General features: G+C 43.6%; 20 protein-coding genes. All 20 read left to right on the top strand.

The window, feature by feature from the left end:
- The first annotated feature begins 43 nt into the window (after positions 1-43).
- A complete protein-coding gene (smc, locus tag E4663_RS07525; RefSeq protein WP_135327139.1) occupies positions 44-3,610 on the top strand; it encodes a chromosome segregation protein SMC in 3,567 nt (1,188 codons plus the stop codon).
- A 13-nt stretch (positions 3,611-3,623) separates the two neighbouring features.
- Complete coding sequence (ftsY, locus tag E4663_RS07520) at positions 3,624-4,889, top strand: signal recognition particle-docking protein FtsY (protein WP_135327138.1); 1,266 nt, start codon at positions 3,624-3,626, stop codon at positions 4,887-4,889.
- Between the two features lie 149 nt (positions 4,890-5,038).
- Positions 5,039-5,368: a putative DNA-binding protein gene (locus E4663_RS07515; protein ID WP_079480218.1), complete on the top strand. Its 330-nt coding sequence runs from the start codon at positions 5,039-5,041 to the stop codon at positions 5,366-5,368.
- 12 nt (positions 5,369-5,380) lie between these two features.
- Complete coding sequence (gene ffh / locus E4663_RS07510; RefSeq protein ID WP_135327137.1) at positions 5,381-6,721, top strand: signal recognition particle protein; 1,341 nt, start codon at positions 5,381-5,383, stop codon at positions 6,719-6,721.
- 96 nt (positions 6,722-6,817) lie between these two features.
- Positions 6,818-7,087: a 30S ribosomal protein S16 gene (rpsP, locus tag E4663_RS07505; RefSeq protein WP_079480216.1), complete on the top strand. Its 270-nt coding sequence runs from the start codon at positions 6,818-6,820 to the stop codon at positions 7,085-7,087.
- Between the two features lie 21 nt (positions 7,088-7,108).
- Entirely contained in the window at positions 7,109-7,336 is a 228-nt protein-coding gene (locus E4663_RS07500) for a KH domain-containing protein (protein WP_079480215.1), read from the top strand.
- A gap of 121 nt (positions 7,337-7,457) precedes the next feature.
- Positions 7,458-7,841, top strand: a complete 384-nt coding sequence (locus tag E4663_RS07495) for a YlqD family protein (RefSeq protein ID WP_135327136.1) — start codon at positions 7,458-7,460, stop codon at positions 7,839-7,841.
- Positions 7,842-7,849: 8 nt separating this feature from the next.
- Positions 7,850-8,359 carry a ribosome maturation factor RimM gene (rimM, locus tag E4663_RS07490; RefSeq protein ID WP_079480213.1) on the top strand — a complete coding sequence of 170 codons (510 nt, stop codon included), beginning with the start codon at positions 7,850-7,852 and terminating at the stop codon, positions 8,357-8,359.
- Positions 8,359-9,090, top strand: a complete 732-nt coding sequence (trmD, locus tag E4663_RS07485; RefSeq protein WP_079480212.1) for a tRNA (guanosine(37)-N1)-methyltransferase TrmD — start codon at positions 8,359-8,361, stop codon at positions 9,088-9,090. The genes rimM and trmD overlap by 1 nt, the downstream gene beginning before the upstream one ends.
- A gap of 128 nt (positions 9,091-9,218) precedes the next feature.
- Positions 9,219-9,563 (top strand): 50S ribosomal protein L19, encoded by a 345-nt coding sequence (gene rplS, locus E4663_RS07480; RefSeq protein WP_079480211.1) that lies wholly within the window; start codon positions 9,219-9,221, stop codon positions 9,561-9,563.
- Between the two features lie 249 nt (positions 9,564-9,812).
- On the top strand, positions 9,813-10,367 hold the full coding sequence (lepB, locus tag E4663_RS07475) for a signal peptidase I (protein ID WP_079480210.1): 555 nt from the start codon (positions 9,813-9,815) through the stop codon (positions 10,365-10,367).
- A 1-nt stretch (position 10,368) separates the two neighbouring features.
- A complete protein-coding gene (gene ylqF, locus E4663_RS07470; protein WP_135327135.1) occupies positions 10,369-11,211 on the top strand; it encodes a ribosome biogenesis GTPase YlqF in 843 nt (280 codons plus the stop codon).
- A gap of 108 nt (positions 11,212-11,319) precedes the next feature.
- The gene (locus E4663_RS07465) at positions 11,320-12,090 is read left to right on the top strand and encodes a ribonuclease HII (RefSeq protein ID WP_135327134.1); all 771 of its coding nucleotides are present in this window, start codon (positions 11,320-11,322) and stop codon (positions 12,088-12,090) included.
- Complete coding sequence (locus E4663_RS07460; RefSeq protein ID WP_135327133.1) at positions 12,090-14,018, top strand: hypothetical protein; 1,929 nt, start codon at positions 12,090-12,092, stop codon at positions 14,016-14,018. The genes E4663_RS07465 and E4663_RS07460 overlap by 1 nt, the downstream gene beginning before the upstream one ends.
- On the top strand, positions 14,015-14,284 hold the full coding sequence (locus E4663_RS07455) for an EscU/YscU/HrcU family type III secretion system export apparatus switch protein (RefSeq protein WP_135327132.1): 270 nt from the start codon (positions 14,015-14,017) through the stop codon (positions 14,282-14,284). Before E4663_RS07460 ends, E4663_RS07455 begins: the two co-directional genes overlap by 4 nt.
- A gap of 298 nt (positions 14,285-14,582) precedes the next feature.
- Positions 14,583-15,743, top strand: coding sequence for an ADP-forming succinate--CoA ligase subunit beta (gene sucC, locus E4663_RS07450; protein WP_135327131.1), 1,161 nt, complete (start codon positions 14,583-14,585; stop codon positions 15,741-15,743).
- A 17-nt stretch (positions 15,744-15,760) separates the two neighbouring features.
- Entirely contained in the window at positions 15,761-16,663 is a 903-nt protein-coding gene (sucD, locus tag E4663_RS07445) for a succinate--CoA ligase subunit alpha (protein ID WP_079480204.1), read from the top strand.
- A gap of 65 nt (positions 16,664-16,728) precedes the next feature.
- Positions 16,729-17,607, top strand: a complete 879-nt coding sequence (dprA, locus tag E4663_RS07440) for a DNA-processing protein DprA (protein WP_079480907.1) — start codon at positions 16,729-16,731, stop codon at positions 17,605-17,607.
- A gap of 162 nt (positions 17,608-17,769) precedes the next feature.
- Positions 17,770-19,845, top strand: a complete 2,076-nt coding sequence (gene topA / locus E4663_RS07435; RefSeq protein WP_079480203.1) for a type I DNA topoisomerase — start codon at positions 17,770-17,772, stop codon at positions 19,843-19,845.
- Positions 19,846-20,150: 305 nt separating this feature from the next.
- Entirely contained in the window at positions 20,151-21,041 is an 891-nt protein-coding gene (gene xerC / locus E4663_RS07430; protein WP_079480202.1) for a tyrosine recombinase XerC, read from the top strand.
- The last annotated feature ends 10 nt before the right edge of the window (positions 21,042-21,051 follow it).

The following is a 21,051-nucleotide window of genomic DNA, read 5'->3' as shown; positions in this document are numbered from 1 at the left end:
AAACAAGTTATGAGAAAGACGTGAATAGTACAGGAGGATAGGTATGTTCCTCAAGCAATTAGACACCGTAGGATTTAAATCATTTGCCGAGCGGGTGACCGTCGATTTTGTCGAAGGCGTCACATCCGTTGTCGGCCCGAATGGTAGCGGGAAAAGTAATATTACCGATGCCATCCGCTGGGTTTTAGGAGAGCAGTCTGCTAAATCCCTGCGAGGAACCAAAATGGAAGACATTATTTTCGCTGGAAGTGAATCTCGTAAAGCATTGAATATGGCTGAGGTGACACTGACATTGGACAACTCCGATCACACGCTTCCGCTTGATTATGAGGAAGTGAGTGTGACTAGAAGAGTATATCGGTCTGGCGAAAGCGAATTTTATATGAACAATCAGACTTGCAGATTGAAAGACATCGTCGATCTCTTTATGGACTCTGGTCTTGGCAGGGAAGCGTTCTCGATTATCAGCCAAGGCAAAGTGGAAGAGATCCTTAGTTCGAAAGCGGAAGATAGACGGTCTATCTTCGAAGAGGCTGCAGGTGTATTGAAGTATAAACAACGAAAGAAAAAAGCGGAATATAAGCTTGCAGAAACCCAAGAAAACTTGAACCGAGTCGAAGATATCATCTACGAAATCGACGGGCAGCTTGAACCGCTCAAAGAACAGGCAGCAATAGCCAAAGACTACTTACAGAAGAAAGATGAGTTGAAACAGATTGAAATCTCCCTTTTGATCACTCAAATCGAACAGTTGCATGAAGATTGGCAGCAACTGCTTTCCCAACTGGAAGAAGTGAAGGAGAAAGAATCGTCTCTAGCTGGGCAAGTGGAAAGTCAGGAAGCTTCTGTAGCTGAGCAACGCTCGGAAATGCAAGTTCTGGATCAATCCATTGATGAGTTGCAAGAGACGCTGCTCATTCTTACGAAAGAACTCGAAGGACTTGAAGGTAAAAAAGAGTTAATGAAAGAACGCCACAAGCATTTTGAGGAAAATAAAGAGAAGAATGAGCAAGAACAGCAAGAGCTTCATGAAAAAGTGGAGGAGCTTTCAAGCATTGCGAAGGAAGAAACGGATAAGCTCACAGCGGACAAACAGGCTAGATCAGAAACAAAGCAAGCGCTGAAGCAAACAGAGGATGCTCTATCACAAGACCTTGCCGCGTTAGAAGATCAAATTGAAGACTTAAAAAGTGACTATATTGACCTTCTGAATGATCAAGCAGCGAAGCGCAATGAAAAACAAAATTTAGAGAAGCAGATTTCTCAAATCAGTTACAAGAAAGATGGGCAGCAAGATAAATTCAAGGACTTGCTAGAGGAAAGAGAACTTCTTGAGGGGAAACTCCAAGAAGTAGAAGTTGAACTCAATAAAGTAAGTGAACAAAGGGCAAGCCTTGAGCAAGAGCATGAAGAATTAACTGGAAAGCTCAAAGTGAACAAGCAGTCTTATAATGAGTGGCAAGAGAAGCTGTACAAAGGCTATCAATACTTAGAAAAGCTTCGCTCCAAGAAAGAAATGCTTGAAGATATGAAAGAAGATTTCTCGGGTTACTTCCAGGGTGTTAGAGAAGTGTTGAAAGCACGAGAGAGTGGAAAACTTTCGGGTATTGAAGGAGCAGTGCTAGAGCTGATCGATATACCGAACCACCTGATGACGGCCATCGAGACGGCACTCGGTGCACAAGCCCAGCATATTGTCGTCAGAGACGAACAGGCTGGCCGCCAAGCGATTCACTGGTTGAAGCAGAACAACAAGGGACGAGCTACTTTCCTGCCGTTGACCGCAATCCAGCCAAGGCAAATATACGGCCAAGCTCAGAACCAGTTACCGGAGCAGGCTGGGTTTGTCGGTGTAGCTGGTGATCTCGTCTCTTTTGATTCGGCTTACCAAAAAGCTATAGCTCATTTGTTAGGTCACATTGTCATTGCTGATAATCTGGAGAATGCGAATAGTATTGCGCGTTTTCTTAATCGTAAATACCGGATTGTTACCTTGGAAGGAGATGTCGTAAATCCGGGTGGTTCGATGTCTGGTGGTGCACAGAAGAAATCCAATCAATCATTGTTCACTCGTGAAAAAGAGTTGCAAGACTTAACAGTGAAGATTGACGACTTTTCTAAGAAGACAACCGATGTCGAAGGAAAAGTTCAGCAATTGAAAGGGTCGATTGAGACTTCTGAGCAAGAGGTAGTAAAGCTTGAGGAAGCGGTAGCAAAGCTCAAGACTCAAGAATATGAGCAGCAGTCCGATGTCCGTGAATGGAAGATGCGCAAGAAGCACGTCAATGATCAACTTCAACTCTTCGACCAGGATCAAAAGCAGTTCGATCAGGACCATGTTCAAGCTAAGCAACAGATAGAAGAGCTGGACGCAGCCCTCATGGAGTTAGAGAAGAGATTGAAGTCCATACAATCTACTATTGATCAACTTACAGAGACAAAGGCGCAGCAACAGCAGGACGAAGAGAAGCTGCGTGAGAAGAAGCAGCAGTTACACATCAAGCTTGCTGAGCAGGACTCTTCTGTGAAGAATCAACAAGAGAAGGCCGACCGCTACAACAAAGAACTCACGCTTGCTAAGCAGCAGTTGCAGGAGAGTAAGGCGGCATTCAATCAACTGATGGAAGTCGTAGATTCGAACCTCACTGAGGAAGAAATGGTACAAGAAATCAAAGAAATGCAGGAACGGAAAGAGCGTACGGAGCAATTGATTCAAGAGCGCAAAGAAAGCCGTTCCAAGTCCGTGAAAAAGGTGGAGCGTATTGAGGCCGATCTTAAAGAGCAGAAGCGGTTGCTTCAGAACTTCACCCATGATATACAAGCCAAAGAAGTCAAGGCAAACCGTCTTGATGTAGAGCTTGAGAACCTACTTGATTACTTGCAGAAAGAGTATGTGATGACCTTTGAAAGGGCGAAACGTGAGTACCCAGCAGTAGAAGACGTGCAACAGTCCTCACGTGAAGTCAAGCTGATCAAACGAGCCATTGAAGAGCTTGGCACAGTCAATCTTGGTGCGATTGATGAGTACGACAGAATCCAAGAACGTTATACGTTCCTAAAAGGGCAGCAAGAGGATCTTTTAGAAGCAAAAGGTACATTGCACAACGTCATTGGTGAAATGGACGGAGAAATGCAGCGCCGTTTCGAAGAGACCTTTACGAGCATTAAGAATGAGTTCAACGACGTGTTCCGTGAACTATTCGGAGGAGGTTCAGCTGATCTGAGGTTGACCAATCCTGATGATCTACTAGAGTCAGGTGTCGACATAGTCGCTCAACCACCAGGTAAAAAACTGCAAAACTTGAATCTGATGAGTGGTGGAGAGCGCGCTTTGACTGCTATCGCTCTATTATTCTCTATACTCCGAGTCAGGCCGGTTCCTTTCTGCGTGTTGGATGAAGTAGAAGCTGCTTTAGATGAAGCGAACGTCGACCGGTTTGCCGCTTTCTTGAAAGAATTCAGCGAGGAAACCCAATTCATCGTCATCACCCACCGTAAAGGGACCATGGAACAATCTGACGTATTGTATGGTGTAACGATGCAAGAGTCCGGTGTTTCGCGTCTCGTATCGGTAAGGTTGGAAGAGACAACAGAATTATTAGAAGCATAGAAAGGATGAGTTGATGAGCTTTTTCAAAAAGTTGAAAGATAAGTTTACGAAAGACCTGCACCCTAACTTGGAACAAACCGAAGAACAAAAACAAGACCAACAAGAAGTCGAAGAGATGCCGCAAGAAGAAGTTGAAGAAGCTCCGGTAGAAGAGACACTTGGAGAAACAGAAGTCCCTGTCGAAGAACAGTCGACAGAATTGACTGAAGAGACAGAGGCAGAAGAGGAATCCACACCAGATGAAGAACCTTCAGCTGTCGAACCAGAACTCGAAGAGCCGACAATGGAGGAAAAGGAAGAGGAAGTCGTAGACTCTGTCGCCGACAAGTTCAAGAAGGGATTAGCTAAAACGCGTAACTCCTTCTCTAGTCGAATCAATGAACTCGTTGCCCGTTACCGTACGGTCGATGAAGATTTCTTTGAGGAGCTTGAGGAAGTACTCATTTCCGCAGACGTCGGTGTGAATACTGTCATGGAAATGATCGATGAACTGCAAATGGAAGTGAAACGACGCAATATCAAAGACACGAAGAAAGTGCGAGAAGTCATTTCAGAAAAACTGGTTGAAATCTACTATGGAGATGATGACTCCAGTGAAATTGAAGGCTTAACGGAAAACACGGACGGTCTTACAATCTACCTGTTCGTCGGTGTAAATGGTGTTGGTAAAACAACTACAATCGGTAAACTTGCACACCAGCTGAAGGCAGAGGGTAAAAATGTCACGCTAGCAGCAGGAGATACATTCCGTGCAGGAGCGATCGATCAGTTGGAGGAATGGGGCAAGCGCGTCGGCGTCAATACAATTAAACACAGTGAGGGAGCCGACCCAGCAGCCGTCATCTATGATGGAATCCAATCCGCTAAATCACGTAATGCAGACGTACTAATCTGTGATACAGCAGGTCGCTTGCAGAACAAAGTGAACCTGATGAATGAATTATCTAAGGTAAAACGCGTCATTGAGCGGGAGGTACCTGGAGCTCCTCATGAAGTGTTGTTAGTCCTTGATGCGACAACAGGTCAAAACGCTATGAGTCAAGCGAAGACCTTCTCTGAAGCAACGGACGTTTCTGGGATCGTACTAACGAAACTTGACGGAACTGCAAAGGGCGGAATTGTCCTCGCTATCCGAAAGGAACTGGATATTCCGGTGAAATACGTCGGTCTTGGTGAGAAAGTTACGGACCTTGAACAATTCGATGCCCACGCATTTGTATATGGACTTTTCGCAGATATGATAGACAATTACGATGAAGAGGAAGAAGAGGAGTCTTAATTAGGTGTTTCTCTTTTTCAATGCGGTTCTATTTATTATCTGACCGATTTTAATCTTAATAAAAAGGGAGGCAAGGCTTGACAGTAGAGCCTTGTCTCCGTTAATATTCCTATGTAAAGGTATTTCACTTAACAAGGGGTTGTTCTTGCGTGCTAGAAAAAACGACACGAGTCAATTATCTATTTGACTTTTACCAATCGTTGCTCACGCCGAAACAGAGAAACTATATGGAATTATATTATCTCGAAGATTATTCGTTAGGTGAGATCTCAGAGACCTTTGATGTGTCGCGTCAAGCGGTTTATGATAATATCCGCCGAACAGAAACGATGCTAGAAGAGTATGAAAAGAAGCTTCATTTATACGAGAAGTTCCAGAAGCGCCAACAGGTGATCAAAGAAATGGAGACCGAAGTAGAGGCAAATAACCTTCACACTCCATTCAAGGAATGGCTCGATCAACTACATGAACTAGAATAGGAGGTCATTCAGGTGGCATTTGAAGGTTTATCCGACCGTTTGCAGGAAACGATAAAGAAAATAAAAGGCAAAGGGAAGGTAACCGAACAAGACGTAAAAGAGATGACACGTGAGGTTCGTCTAGCCCTCCTCGAAGCCGATGTTAACTTCAAAGTCGTAAAAGACTTTGTTAAACGCATTAAAGAACGTGCGATAGGTCAAGAAGTAATGGAAAGTCTGACTCCCGGTCAACAAGTCATCAAGGTCGTAAAGGAAGAACTGACGGAATTGATGGGTGGCGATGAAAGTAAAATTGCCGTTGCCAAGCGGCCGCCGACAGTCATTATGATGGTTGGTCTGCAAGGTGCCGGTAAGACAACCACTACAGGGAAATTAGCTAACCATCTGCGCAAAAAGCACAATCGTCAGCCATTGCTCGCAGCAGCTGATATTTATCGTCCTGCTGCAATCCAGCAGCTTCAAACACTTGGTAAGCAGTTGGGTATGCCTGTTCACGAAGAAGGAACAGAAGCAGATCCTGTTGATATTGCGAAAAATGCTATTGCAAAGGCAAAAGAAGAGCATAATGACTATGTCATCATTGATACTGCCGGTCGCCTTCACGTGGATGGAGACTTGATGGAAGAATTACAGCGCATTAAAGAGGCAGTCCAGCCAGACGAAATATTCTTGACTGTAGACGCCATGACGGGGCAGGACGCTGTCAATGTTGCCGAAAGCTTTGACGAGCAGCTAGATGTGACTGGTGTGCTACTTACGAAGCTCGATGGCGACACACGTGGTGGTGCAGCGTTGTCTATCCGTGCTGTAACAGGCAAACCTATTAAATTTGCCGGTATGGGAGAGAAGCTGGATCAGCTGGAGCCGTTCCACCCAGAACGTATGGCATCCCGTATTCTAGGTATGGGAGACGTGCTTACACTCATTGAAAAGGCACAGACCAACGTCGATGAAAAGCAAGCTAAAGAGCTCGAATCGAAGATGCGTAATGCATCCTTTACATTTGAGGACTTCCTAGAACAGATGCAGCAGGTCAAAAATATGGGCCCACTGGATGAACTGATCAACATGATCCCGGGGGCAAATAAAATGAAAGGATTGAAGAACGCTTCGTTTGACGATAAGCAAATCGTCCACGTTGAAGCGATTATTCAATCGATGACTAAGCATGAGCGTCAAGATCCTTCTCTAATGAATGCAAGCCGGAAAAAACGGATTGCCAAAGGATCAGGCACGAATGTTTCAGAAGTTAACCGTCTACTGAAACAGTTTGAAGAAATGAAGAAGATGATGAAACAGATGAGCAATACCAAAGGGAAAAAAGGCAAGGGAATGAATTTTCCATTCATGTAATGGAAAAACCCTTTACACACAAATGAAGTTCTGCTAGAATCATTATTTGTGTGAAACTATATTAATTTTTCATGAAATATATGGAGGTATGTAACAATGGCAGTAAAAATTCGTCTTAAGCGTATGGGTTCTAAACGTAACCCATTCTACCGTGTAGTAGTAGCAGATTCTCGTTCCCCTCGTGATGGTCGCATCATCGAGCAAATCGGAACGTACAACCCAGTTGTAAACCCTGTAGAGGTTAAGCTGGATGCAGAGAAAGCAATCGACTGGATGTCTAACGGTGCGAAGCCTTCTGACACAGTACGCAACCTATTCTCTAATGAAGGCATCATGAAGCAATTCCACGAATCAAAAAACAACTAATTTTAAAGTAGTGGTGATTCCATGAAAGCCTTAATCGAAACGATTGTAACGCCGCTTGTTGATCATCCTACCGAAATTCAGGTAGAAGAAAGGGAAGAAGACGACAAAGTCGTCTATCACCTTTCTGTTCATCCAGAAGATGTCGGCAAAGTGATCGGTAAAAACGGGCGGATTGCAAAAGCGATTCGAACTGTCGTATATGCGGCAGGGTCTGATTCGGAAAAACGAATCTATTTAGATATTATGTAAGAAAAGGGAGAGGGCTAACCTTTCCCTTTTTTTCTAAGCTAAGGTAAAGATGCCAGTATTCATAGCTCCGGTTCCTACCGGTGTTTCTCCTTACTAAATATGAAGAACTTAGAGGTGTCCTATGAAGATCATTCAGAAAGTAACCGTCAAACAAGTTCTAACAACGACAAGTCGTGAGGAACTTAGGGAACGATTCAATCAGAGGACAGAGCAACTGGAGCGAGAATGCAGACAACTAGAGTTTGAGCAGAAGAAACTTGAACGCAAGCCCGAACTATCGAAACAAGAAGTAGAAAGACGATTTTCCATAGAGATCAGTAGGAGAAAGGACCGAATCAGGTGGATGTCCCACCAATTGCAACAATTGTCCATTTTGCCGAATGGAAGCGAGTTGGATACGGATGAGGTAGAATCCATTGTCGATGTTGAAGAAGGCGATCAATGGGAAGAAATCCGAAATAAGGAAATTGTCATACGAGACGGCAAAGTAATACGAGCGAGGTAATATAAGCGATGGAAAAACTATTCAATGTAGGAAAAGTCATCAATACACATGGTATTAAAGGAGAAGTGAAGGTTCAGCGGATCACGGATTTTGATGAACGATTTGAACCTGGGCAGACTTTGTATTGGGTGAATGATAAAGATGATCGAACTCCTTTGGTTGTACGCTCTCACCGTGTACATAAAGGTTTCGATTTGATCAGTTTCGAAGATCATCCTTCTATTAATGATGTCGAGCAGTACAAGAATGGGAAGTTGATGGTCACAAGCGAACAGCAGGTAGAACTTGATGAGCATGAATTTTATTTTCATGAAATCATCGGCTGTACGGTCTATTTGAATTCAGGAGAGGAACTAGGGGTTGTCAAAGAGATCCTAACACCAGGTGCGAATGATGTGTGGGTGGTCAAACGACAAGGGGAAGAGGATGCACTGATCCCTTATATCGAACCTGTCGTTAAAGAAGTGAATACAAAAGACAAATCCATTATCATTGATCCAATAGAGGGGCTGCTTTAATGCATATCGACATTTTGACATTATTTCCCGAAATGTTTGATGGAGTATTAAATCACTCGATTTTGAAGCGAGCTCAAGAGCGAGACGCCTTCACGTATAATTACGTGAACTTTCGAGACTATACGACGAACAAACATAATAAAGTGGATGACTACCCGTACGGGGGAGGCGCAGGGCTTGTATTAACGCCTCAACCAATTTTTGACGCTGTAGAAGCCATTCAGGAAAAGGTCGATAAGAAGCCGCGAGTAGTGCTTATGTGCCCCCAAGGAGAACCATATAATCAGCAAAAGGCAGAAGAGCTTGCTAAAGAAGATCATCTCGTCTTTATTTGTGGTCATTATGAAGGTTATGATGAGCGTATCCGCAAGGAACTTGTCACAGATGAAATTTCTATTGGGGATTACGTACTGACAGGTGGGGAGTTAGGGTCGATGGTCGTGATTGATTCTGTAGTCCGGCTTCTACCTGGCGTGCTTGGTAATGAACAATCTGCACCAGAGGATTCTTTCTCTAGTGGACTTCTTGAACACCCTCACTACACAAGGCCGGCCGATTTCAGAGGCCATAAAGTCCCTGATGTCCTGTTGTCAGGCAACCATGCTAAGATTGATGAGTGGCGTCACCAACAGTCACTGAAGCGAACTTATCAACGCCGTCCTGATCTATTACAGGAAAGAGAACTCTCGGACCGTGAAAAAACATGGATCGAAGAGTGGAAAAATAGTTAGAACAGGTTGATGTACCAACCTATCTATGATATATTTAAATTTGTGCTTAAACGTACGGTTTAAGTGGAAAACGATGTTCCGCTGTTTCATAGAAGACATGAGCATTAGTTAAAAAGGAGTGAAAATCCATGCAACAATTACTACATGACGTAACAAAAGAACAGCTTCGTACAGATCTACCGGATTTCCGTGCTGGTGATACAGTACAGGTACACGTGAAGGTTGTCGAAGGTAACCGTGAACGTATCCAGGTATTCGAAGGTGTTGTCATCAAGCGCCAAAACGGTGGAATCAACGAAACTTTCACTGTTCGTAAAGTTAGCTCTGGCGTTGGAGTAGAGCGTACATTCCCTGTACACTCCCCACGTATCGCTAAGGTTGAACGTACTCGTAAAGGTCGCGTTCGTCGTGCTAAACTTTACTACCTACGTAACCTACGTGGTAAAGCTGCACGAATCAAAGAAATTCGATAAAGTAGTGAGAAGGAGCTTGCATCGTCAAGCTCCTTTTTTCTTCTTAAATATTCTGACTTTGTACAAGAACCAGTTCAAAATAAGATTCAAAAAACCGATCCTCCAGTGAAAAGAAGCTGGTGTGATATACTAGTACTCTTTCTATTTGCATTACTATAGAGATACTACAAATAGAGACAATATTAGGGTATATTTGTAATAGTTCCTTAAAGAAACAGATGGGAAGTAGATAATAGAGGAGAGCTGGACATGAAACAACAGTGGTTGGATTGGATTAAGGCGTTTGTCATCGCAGCAGTTTTAGCTGTGGTTGTCCGTGTCTTTTTGTTTGCCCCCGTTGTCGTAGAAGGGCCTTCGATGTTAACGAACTTACATAGTGGAGATCATTTGATAGTGAGTAAAATCAATTATACACTAGGTTCTCCCGATCGGTTTGATATCGTCGTTTTCCATGCAACGGAACGGAAGGATTACATCAAACGCGTCATCGGTGTACCTGGCGATCACGTAGAGTATGTCGATGATCAATTATACATTAATGGCGATCCTGTCGAGGAGCCTTTTTTAGATGAACAGAAAGAGCAACACCCGAATGAAAATTGGACAAATAACTTTTCCATTGAACAACTTCCAGGCGGTTACGAAGAGGTACCCGAGGGTTCACTCTTAGTCCTTGGGGACAATCGTCAGAATTCAACGGACAGTCGGATGCTAGGAGTCATTGACGATGATCAAATCGTCGGACAGGCCCTTCTTTCTTACTGGCCGCTGGATCGTGTACAATGGCTAAGCGAGGAGGGTTAGAATGACCATACAATGGTTCCCCGGCCACATGGCCAAAGCAAGACGCGAAGTAACAGAAAAGCTTAAGTTAGTCGATTTTGTCATGGAGCTCGTAGATGCCCGGGCTCCGGAGTCATCACAAAATCCGATGTTGCAAGAAATCCTTCAAGAGAAGACGAAAATGATGGTGTTGATGAAGAAAGACCTCGCAGATCCTGAAACCACTAATGCATGGATAGAATACTATAAAGCTCAAGGTATGGAAGCTATTGCGATTGAAGCGAACCGAAAACAAGATGTTCAGAAAGTCATTCAACTAGCAAAGCAACTAGGTCAGAAAAAGCAAGATAAGTTGAAAGCCAAAGGAATTCGACCACGCCCTTCTAGAGCGATGATTATCGGCATACCGAACGTCGGCAAGTCAACACTCATCAATAGACTGGCAAACAAGAAGATGGCTCAAGTCGGAGATAAACCTGGCGTCACGAAGAAACAACAGTGGATCAAAGTGAAAAAAGAATTCGAGCTACTAGATACACCAGGTATTTTATGGCCGAAGTTCGAGGATGAAGAAGTAGGTTACAGGCTTGCTTCCATCGGTACGATCAAGGATCAGATTCTTCCGAAAGAAGATGTAGCTGCCTATATTTTAAATTACTTGGAATCAGACTATCCTCACCTATTAGAAGAGCGTTACGGTTTTTCAAGCTACGACGACATTATGGAAGCTTTCGAAACAATCGGCAGAAAGCGTGGTTGTTTAGAAAGCGGAGGTCACGTCAATTTTGAAAAAGTGGCCGACGTCATCATTCAAGACTTGCGGAGCTCTAAACTAGGTCTTGTAAGTTTTGAAAAGCCAGAATAAGCGCAACGAAACGCAGGCAGTACTTAGCTTGCGTTTTTCTTTTTATCCTTTGCTACATACATGGACAAGTTCTACCGATAACAAAAGAAATGAAGGGGATCTTCTATTATGACAACAATGACCATTACAGAAATTAAAAAGAAAATACAAACAGAAGAAGTGTCTTCAAAAGAGCTCGAGCAGTTCAAACAGGATACTAGAAAAGGCGTACAGAAGTTAGTCGCACAGTATGAGAAAAATCAGACAAAAAAAGCAGCATTACAAGCTCAATTTGAAGAAATGAAAAGCTTCGAATATGCTGCGAAACGTAACGGAAAACAACTCATTGCAGGAATTGATGAGGCTGGGCGTGGTCCGCTTGCGGGTCCAGTAGTAGCGGGAGCTGTGATCTTGCCAGAAGATTTTTATTTAGAAGGATTAAATGATTCGAAAAAGTTGTCTCTTGCTAAACGAGAGTTATTCTTCGATTATATTAAGACCCATGCAGACTATGGTGTTGGGATTGTCGACAACGAAGAAATCGATCGCTTGAATATCTACCAAGCGACCAAACTCGCCATGCGCCGTGCTGTAGAAGACCTAGAACAGACGCCTGACCATCTATTAGTGGATGCGATGGAACTAGATGCGTTCCCTTCCCAAGAGAGCATTATAAAGGGCGATGCACGCAGCGTATCGATAGCTGCAGCTAGTGTGGTTGCTAAAGTGACGAGAGACCGGTATATGAGTAAGATTCATCAATCCTATCCTATGTATGAGTTTGCTTCTAACCAAGGATACGGTACTAGTGACCATTTAGCCGCACTGAATAACTACGGTCCTTCACCGTACCATCGGTATAGTTTTTCCCCTGTGAAAGAGGTAAGGAGTGGAAGATAATGAACCCATCTGTTTCAAGTTTAGGTAAGTTAGCGTCTACACAGAGCGCTCTCACAAAGTCTGGTCAAGTGATAAAAGGAGAAGTACTTGAATTGAAACCTGGCAATCGGGCCGTTGTACTTGTCGGAAAACAAAAGATCCAAGCACAACTCGAGACGCCCCTGACGAAAGGTAAGTCTTATGTATTTCAAGTCATGTCAGAAGAGGGTGGTGCGACGAAATTGCGGGTCGTATCTGAAACGAAAGGAATAGCAGAGCGTCTCGATTTACAGCAACTCCTTAAGGGGCTTAGTTTAAAATCAACAAAGCTTAATAAGGATTTCCTCCAATCACTTCTGAAAACGAACGTATCGTTCCAGACACAAGACTTGAAGCAAGCCTTGACACTTCTTCAACAGGCAGAGAATAAAGCCGCTGCCAAGGATGTCCTCCTTCAATTGATGCAAAAAAAGTATCCTGTAAAACCGGCTGTTTACCAAGCTTTATTATCCAAGAAAACAACGGAGTTGACCCAACTTTTGAAGCAGTTCACCACTTCGGAGAGTCCTCAGACTTCTAACGATCAACGTGTGCAGAAATTGGTCGCAAGCCTGAAGGGGGTATCATCAGCTGTTTCATCCTTGGAATCCTCTGTTGCTAAGGTTTTGACAGAAGTCAGCAAAGACCAGAAAACATCTTTTCAGCTATTTCAAAAAGCAGGCATTATCCAGCACAAGCAGTCTTTCACTCAATACCAACGAGAGTGGAACCAGTGGGCGAGCCATGAGTCTCTTGACGCTAAGACTAGTTCTCAAGGAATGAAGTCATTAAGCTTCAAAGAAATCCTCCATTTGATTCAATCACCGAATACGACACCTCCGATCCCCGCTTCGCTTGATCAGATGGCTCAAGATATGAAGCGGTTGTTTGATCTGCAACTACCACTGACGAAAACGGAGCATCAAGCATTGAACCGCTGGACTTCCAATCTGGAGAAGCTAGGTTCCTCAACGGACACGCGGCAAGCAGGAATAAGTCTATTCACAGATTCCGCAAAACATAAATGGAGTGCGGACCATCAGCTTTTGCACAAGAATCAATCGTTTCAGAAGTTGTTACCGCATTTGACAGAATCAGAACGGTCCGCATTGGAACATGTGACAAGACAACTCCCGAAATTGTTGGACCATCAACTAGCTATGAATCAACCACCGCGAGAGGTTGTACAGGCTCTCCGTAACATCCAGTCGATGCAGCTTACTCAAGTTCAAAAGGCATCGCTGACAGATTGGATCAGTATGCTATCTGACCATCTTTCCCCTTCTGTAAAAGATTCAATGCTAATAAAGTTGAAAAGCATGTTACACCTATCTGGAATTCAAGATGAGTCGATGATGAAGCAAGCAGTACTCAATGACGAACCTCCTATCAGAGAGGGTAGTCTGAAGTCTGCACTCTTACAAAGCATGCAAGACCCTCATACGCAGATCAGGCCAGAACTAGCAAGGCAAATGGTATCTCTAGTGAACGGTATACAGCTGTCTGTTCATCAGGAAACTACTCAAACGATTCAGATGGCATTACAATTCCCTGGAGATCTGGTAGGAGCGACAGAAGATATCCAGATGAATATGGAGGGGCGGAAAACCGAGAAAGGGGAGATCGACCCTGCTTATTGTCATATAGTATTTTTCCTTCAACTAGAGAACTTCGAAGCTACGGTGATCGATATGAGTATCATAAATCGCCGTGTAGGTGTCACCGTATATAATCATCATGAAATTGACCCAGTCGTTGAAGAATTCAAACCGATGTTGAAAGATGGCTTGACGGCACTAGGTTATCAATTATCCTCCTTGCAAAGGAAACCACTTCAAAATGAAATGTCCAAACGCCATTCTACACAGGGCGATAGGCGACAAGAGGATGGAGTTGATTTACGGATATGAATGAAAAGAGAAAAGAGGCAATCGCGCTTAGTTACCAATCTGAACAAGCATCGGCACCTAAAGTCGTCGCGAAGGGTAAAGGTTATGTAGCAGGGAACATTTTAGAAAAGGCTAAAGAAAACGACGTACCGGTTCAAGAAGATGCATCCCTTGTGGAGTTGCTCTCAGAGCTTAATATCAATGAACAAATTCCAGAAGAGTTATACCATGTAGTAGCAGAGGTGTTTGCCTTCATATACAGATCTGATCAGAAGTTCAAGAAGTGACGGACCGTTCTAAGGGTTTTCTTAGAGCGGTTTCTTTGTGTATAAGCGATGCTGAATATAACTTTATTTCTAGCAATTTTATGAAAATGATAGAACGTGAAAGCAGTCAAATCGTTGTGAAAACAAAGAAAAGTGTCGAAAAATGAGGAGAAATAGTGGGATACAACCACATGGTTTACATAATATTAAACTAGTAAACATGTCAGAATTCTCTGCAAGAAAACCAGCTTACTATAGACAATTGACAGCGTTTTTATATACAATGGAAATGCAGTGAAATTTGATGGGAGGATGAAACATGAACATTCACGAGTATCAAGGAAAAGAGATCATGCGTGATTTTGGCGTATCTGTTCCAACAGGTTACGTTGCGTATACCGTAGATGAGGCTGTTGAAGCCGCAAAAAAATTAGGTAGCGATGTAACAGTCGTCAAAGCACAAATCCATGCAGGTGGACGTGGGAAAGCCGGTGGAGTGAAAATTGCCAAAAATCTTAATGAAGTGCGTACATACGCTGATGAGATACTGGGTAAGACACTTGTAACCCATCAGACAGGACCAGAAGGTAAAGAAGTAAAGCGCTTACTCATTGAGGAAGGCTGCGATATTAAGAGCGAATATTACGTAGGACTAGTCCTCGATCGTGCGACAAGTCGCGTGACGATGATGGCGTCTGAAGAAGGCGGTACGGAGATTGAAGAAGTAGCCGCTGAAACTCCAGAGAAGATATTTAAAGAAGTCATCGACCCTGTTACAGGATTGACTCCTTTCCAGGCACGTCGTTTAGCTTTCAATATTAATATTCCGAAAGAATCTGTAGGCAAAGCAGTCAAGTTTATGCTCGGCCTTTATGACGTTTTCGTGAAAAAGGATTGCTCTATTGCAGAAATCAACCCACTGGTGACAACTGGTGATGGTGATGTTCTTGCATTAGATTCGAAACTGAACTTTGATGACAACGCTTTGTTCCGTCAAAAAGATGTGGCAGACCTTCGTGACTTTGATGAGGAAGACCCGAAAGAAGTCGAAGCTTCCAAATACGACCTAAGTTACATTGCACTTGATGGAAACATCGGCTGTATGGTAAACGGCGCGGGTCTAGCGATGGCGACAATGGATACAATCAAACACTACAGTGGTGACCCAGCGAACTTCCTGGATGTTGGTGGAGGAGCCACAGCAGAAAAAGTAACAGAAGCATTCAAAATCATACTATCAGACGACAACGTCAAGGGGATTTTCGTCAATATCTTCGGTGGAATCATGAAGTGTGATGTAATCGCAGAAGGTGTCGTAGAAGCGACGCAACAAATCGGTCTGACTCTTCCTCTAGTTGTACGTCTTGAAGGTACAAACGTAGATGCTGGTAAGAAGATCCTAGAAGAATCCGGATTGAATATTACTTCTGCTGACTCGATGGCAGAAGGCGCACAAAAAATTGTAGAACTAGTCAAGTAAGAAAGGCGGGGAAACAGATGAGTGTATATATTAACAAAGATACAAAAGTCATTGTTCAAGGAATTACAGGCTCTACAGCCCTTTTCCATACAAAACAAATGGTTGAATACGGTACACAGATCGTCGGTGGTGTAACGCCTGGAAAGGGTGGAACAGAAGTCGAAGGTATTCCGGTATTCAACACCGTGTCAGAAGCGGTCGAAAAAACGGGAGCAAATGCATCCGTTATTTACGTACCGGCTCCATTTGCAGCTGATGCAATCATGGAAGCGACCGATGCAGAGATGGATCTAGCAATCTGTATTACAGAGCATATTCCCGTTCTGGATATGGTCAAGGTGAAGCGTTATATGGAAGGCAAAAAGACGCGCCTTGTCGGACCTAACTGCCCAGGTGTCATTACTCCAGATGAGTGTAAGATCGGTATCATGCCTGGTTACATTCATAAGAAAGGTCATGTTGGAGTTGTTTCCCGTTCTGGTACGCTTACGTATGAAGCGGTTCACCAACTCTCTGAAGCTGGTGTCGGACAGTCTACAGCCGTAGGTATCGGTGGAGATCCTGTAAACGGTACAGACTTTATTGACGTGCTGAAAGCATTCAATGAAGATGATGACACAGAAGCGGTCATCATGATCGGAGAAATCGGCGGAACTGCGGAAGAAGAGGCAGCTGAATGGGTGAAGGCTAACATGAATAAGCCTGTAGTTGGCTTTATCGGCGGACGTACTGCACCTCCAGGAAAACGTATGGGTCACGCTGGTGCCATCATTTCAGGTGGTAAAGGAACAGCAGATGAGAAGATCCGTGTCATGAACGAATGTGGTATTCAGGTAGCTGAGACACCATCCGTTATGGGAGATACGTTGATTAATGTATTAAAAGAAGAGAACTTGTACGAAAAATGTAAGACTCATTAATCTATTAAAGAAGGGAAACTGTGTCAGAAATGGCACAGTTTCTTCTCTATGAAAAGAGGAAGATTATGAATTTAAACCTACGACTCGCCCTCCTGCACCACTCTCCCCATGTAACGCGCCGTTTACTAAGGAAATGGCTTAGAAAAGACCGAGAACTTGCTTCAGCCCTTCAAATGTCCATAAGCGATCTTGCAACTTATTTGCAGATTCCCATCGAACGAGCCTCGAAAATCCACCACCATATACACCACCCCAATATAATGAAGAAAGTCGACATATTTCTATCGAATTACCAGTTCATCCCCTTCTATGACCCATTATTTCCACCGTTACTAAAGACGATTCCTGATCCTCCTGTTGTACTATATGCCCTCGGAGACCCCCATTTAATGCATACTTCCAAGTCCTTAAGTGTGATTGGTACAAGGACCCCTTCAAAAGAAGCTTTTTCATCTATGACGTATATTCTTTCTCCTATTATTCATAATGGTTATACCGTCGTAAGTGGTATGGCGAAAGGTGTCGACCAGTACGCACACCGTTTAGCCATAAGGCAGAAAGGTCGGACGATTGCTGTTCTTGGGTCAGGTTTTGAGCATATCTACCCAAGAAACGACATAGCTTTATACCAAGAGTTGGCTAAGGAGCATCTCATAATAAGTGAGTATCCTCCCGATCAAGCTCCAAGGAAGTATCACTTTCCAGAGCGTAATCGTCTTATCTCAGGCCTTACACCTTCCACTTTCGTCGTAGAGGCTAGGGTGAGGAGTGGATCGTTGATTACGGTGGACCAGGCACTTGAGCAGGGTAGAAATGTTTACGCTATGCCAGGGCGCCCAGGTTCTCCAACAAGTGAAGGGTGTCATCAAATGATCAATGATGGAGCGAAGCTGGTACACCAGGCTTCGGACATGCTCTCAGAGTGGTCAGAAAAATTTGAATAAAATTGTGACAAATGCCATCAGAACAAGGGATATAGTAGAAGTCAACCTACAAAAGTCCAACATTGATGTTTGACAAACGGTTTCATTGTATTTAATAATAGGGAAGATTTACTTTATGAATGAAATAGAGAAATTGAAAACACCTCTATGGGAGGAACCGATATGGCAGATTATCTAGTCATCGTTGAATCACCCGCAAAAGCAAAAACGATTGAACGATATCTTGGAAAGAAATATAAAGTGAAAGCATCACTCGGACACGTCCGTGACTTGCCGAAAAGTCAAATGGGCGTTGACGTTGAAAATGATTTTGACCCGAAGTATATTACCATCCGGGGTAAAGGCCCGGTATTGAAAGAATTGAAGACTGCCGCGAAAAAAGCGAAGAAAGTCTATCTTGCAGCCGACCCCGACCGTGAAGGGGAGGCAATCGCCTGGCACTTGGCGCATAGTCTGAATATTGATGAAGACTCTGATTGCCGCGTTGTCTTCAACGAAATCACCAAAGATGCAATTAAAGATTCGTTTAAACAACCGCGATCGATTAATTCAAATCTGGTGGACGCGCAACAGGCTAGACGGATATTAGACCGTTTAGTCGGGTATAACATCAGTCCTATACTATGGAAGAAAGTGAAAAAAGGACTGAGCGCAGGACGTGTTCAATCCGTTGCCGTGAAGATCATCATCGATCGAGAGAATGAGATTAAAGCATTCCAGCCGGAAGAATACTGGACGATCGAAGGGAACTTCCTGAAGGAGAAAGAGAAGTTCGAAGGTTCGTTCTATGGTGTGGATGGCAAGAAAAAAGAATTGAAATCAGAAGAAGATGTAAAAGAGATTCAAAAGCGTATGAACGGTGACGAATTCAAAGTCGACAAAGTCAATAAGCGTGAACGTCGCCGCAACCCATCTTTACCGTTCACGACTTCTTCTCTACAACAAGAAGCTGCCCGAAAGCTGAACTTCCGTGCTAAGAAGACGATGATGCTTGCTCAGCAGCTGTACGAAGGTATTGACCTTGGTGGTAAGCAAGGTACAACAGGTTTAATTACCTATATGCGTACGGATTCCACTCGTTTATCGGAATCTGCTAAAACGGATGCAAAGCAATATGTGGAGGATACGTTCGGGAAAGAATTTCTTGGAAAAGGAAAAGAAGCCAAGAAAAAAGAAGGCGCACAGGACGCGCACGAAGCGATCCGCCCTACATCAGCAGGAAGAGACCCTAAGTCCATGAAGAGTGTTTTATCCCGTGACCAACACCGCTTATATAAGCTGATTTGGGACAGGTTCATTTCCAGTCAAATGGCACCTGCAGTATTGGATACGATGACCGTCCATATGTTGAATGAAGGCGTCGAATTCCGTGCGACCGGATCCGAAGTGAAGTTCAAAGGATTCATGAAGGTGTATGTCGAAGGGAACGATGACAACAAGAAAGAAAAGGACAAGCTCTTGCCTCACTTCGAGGAGGGCATGATCGTAAAAGCGGAAGAAATTAATCCGAACCAGCACTTCACTCAGCCACCTCCGCGTTATACAGAGGCGCGTCTCGTCAAAACGCTGGAAGAGCTCGGTATTGGTCGTCCGTCCACCTACGCTCCTACACTGGATACCATCCAAAGGCGAGGATACGTAGCTCTTGATAACAAACGATTCATTCCAACAGAACTCGGAGAAATTGTTTTAGAACAGTTGAAGGAATACTTTCCAGAGATCATTGATGTGGACTTCACTAAGGAAATGGAAGATGATCTCGACTCCGTAGAAGAGGGCGATCAAAACTGGCATGCGATTATTCGTGAATTTTATAAAGATTTCGAACCACGGGTCACGAAAGCGGAAAAAGAGATGGAAGAGATCGAAATCAAGGATGAGCCAGCCGGTATCGATTGTGAAAAGTGTGGCCATGAAATGGTCTATAAGATGGGCCGTTACGGCAAATTCCTTGCTTGCAGCAACTTCCCTGAATGCCGCAATACGAAGCCTATTCTGAAGAAAATTGATGTCACTTGCCCTAAATGTGAAAAAGGAGAAGTCGTCGAACGTAAGAGTAAAAAGAATCGCAAGTTCTTTGGTTGCGAAAGGTACCCGGATTGTGACTTTATCTCGTGGGACAAGCCGATCACTCGCCCTTGTCCGAAGTGTGAATCCCTGCTTGTCGAGAAGAAGCAGAAGAAAGGTACGCAAGTCCAATGTACGAATTGTGACTATAAAGAAGAGCCTCAATCATAAGGTTATATTTTCTGGAGTCTATGACTATGCTTATAGTTGTAGACTCTTTTTAATTTTCAACCAAATCATTTCAATTTGACAAATCCCCTCATTTTTACATTGACACGGTAGGGGGAGACCGCTATAATTACGCTTTGTCAGTCTACATAGTTGACAAACTTCGACAAATCTAGCACATTAGAAATGATCATATTCTTGGAAACAATTCAGAATTTTGTTACATTTTTATTAAAGCCATTGTTCTAACTATTTGAAATGTGATAAAATTTAAACGCCTTTATGAGGGAAGAAGGAGAGAGTGCTCTATGTACAAATCGTCGTTCTTGGAATATTTGCAAATAGAAAAGAATGCATCTCCTTTGACAGTGGAGCATTACGCTCATGATATAGATGAGTTTTTCGTTTTTTTACAAACGGAACAGCTGAGCATCGAACAATGCGAGTACTCGGATATTCGTATCTTTCTCTCCGGCTTATACGATAGAGGCCTATCTAGAAGATCGGTTTCACGGAAAGTATCCTCAATCAGGAGTCTGTACCGTTTTCTAGAAAGAGAAGAAAAAGTGAAACAAAATCCATTCTCATTCGTATCTCTACCGAAAGCTGCCCATCCGATTCCTGAATTCTTCTATGAAGAAGAATTGCAGGAGCTTTTTACTGTGAGTGATCTCGAGGATCCGTTAGGACAACGTAATCAAGCGATCCTTGAGTTGTTATATGGAACAGGCATCCGTGTAAGTGAATGCACGAATGTAGAGCTTCGGGACCTGGACTTTTCCTTGTCTACGTTACTTGTACACGGAAAAGGGAATAAAGAAAGGTATGTACCGTTCGGGGCATTTGCGAGTCAAGCATTAAAGCATTACATCGAAGACGGTCGTGGGAAGCTTTTGCAGAAGGGTAAGGGCAATACCGACCGGTTGCTTTTAAACGCCAAAGGAGGCCCCTTAACGGCCCGTGGCATACGATTGATTTTAAATAAACTAGTAGATAAGACAGCTATTACAGCTGATATCAGCCCCCACAAACTTAGACACTCTTTCGCCACACATCTATTGAACGCTGGGGCAGACTTGAGGTCCGTTCAAGAATTGCTCGGACACAGCCAGTTGTCTTCTACGCAAATTTACACGCACGTATCCAAGGATCGGCTTCGAAACGTCTATATGGATAGCCATCCTAGAGCAAATAAATGAGGTGAAAAAC

Source organism: Halobacillus salinus (genome assembly GCF_004684905.1).
GTDB lineage: Bacteria > Bacillota > Bacilli > Bacillales > Halobacillaceae > Halobacillus > Halobacillus salinus.
This window is presented reverse-complemented; position numbering and strand designations above follow the sequence as displayed.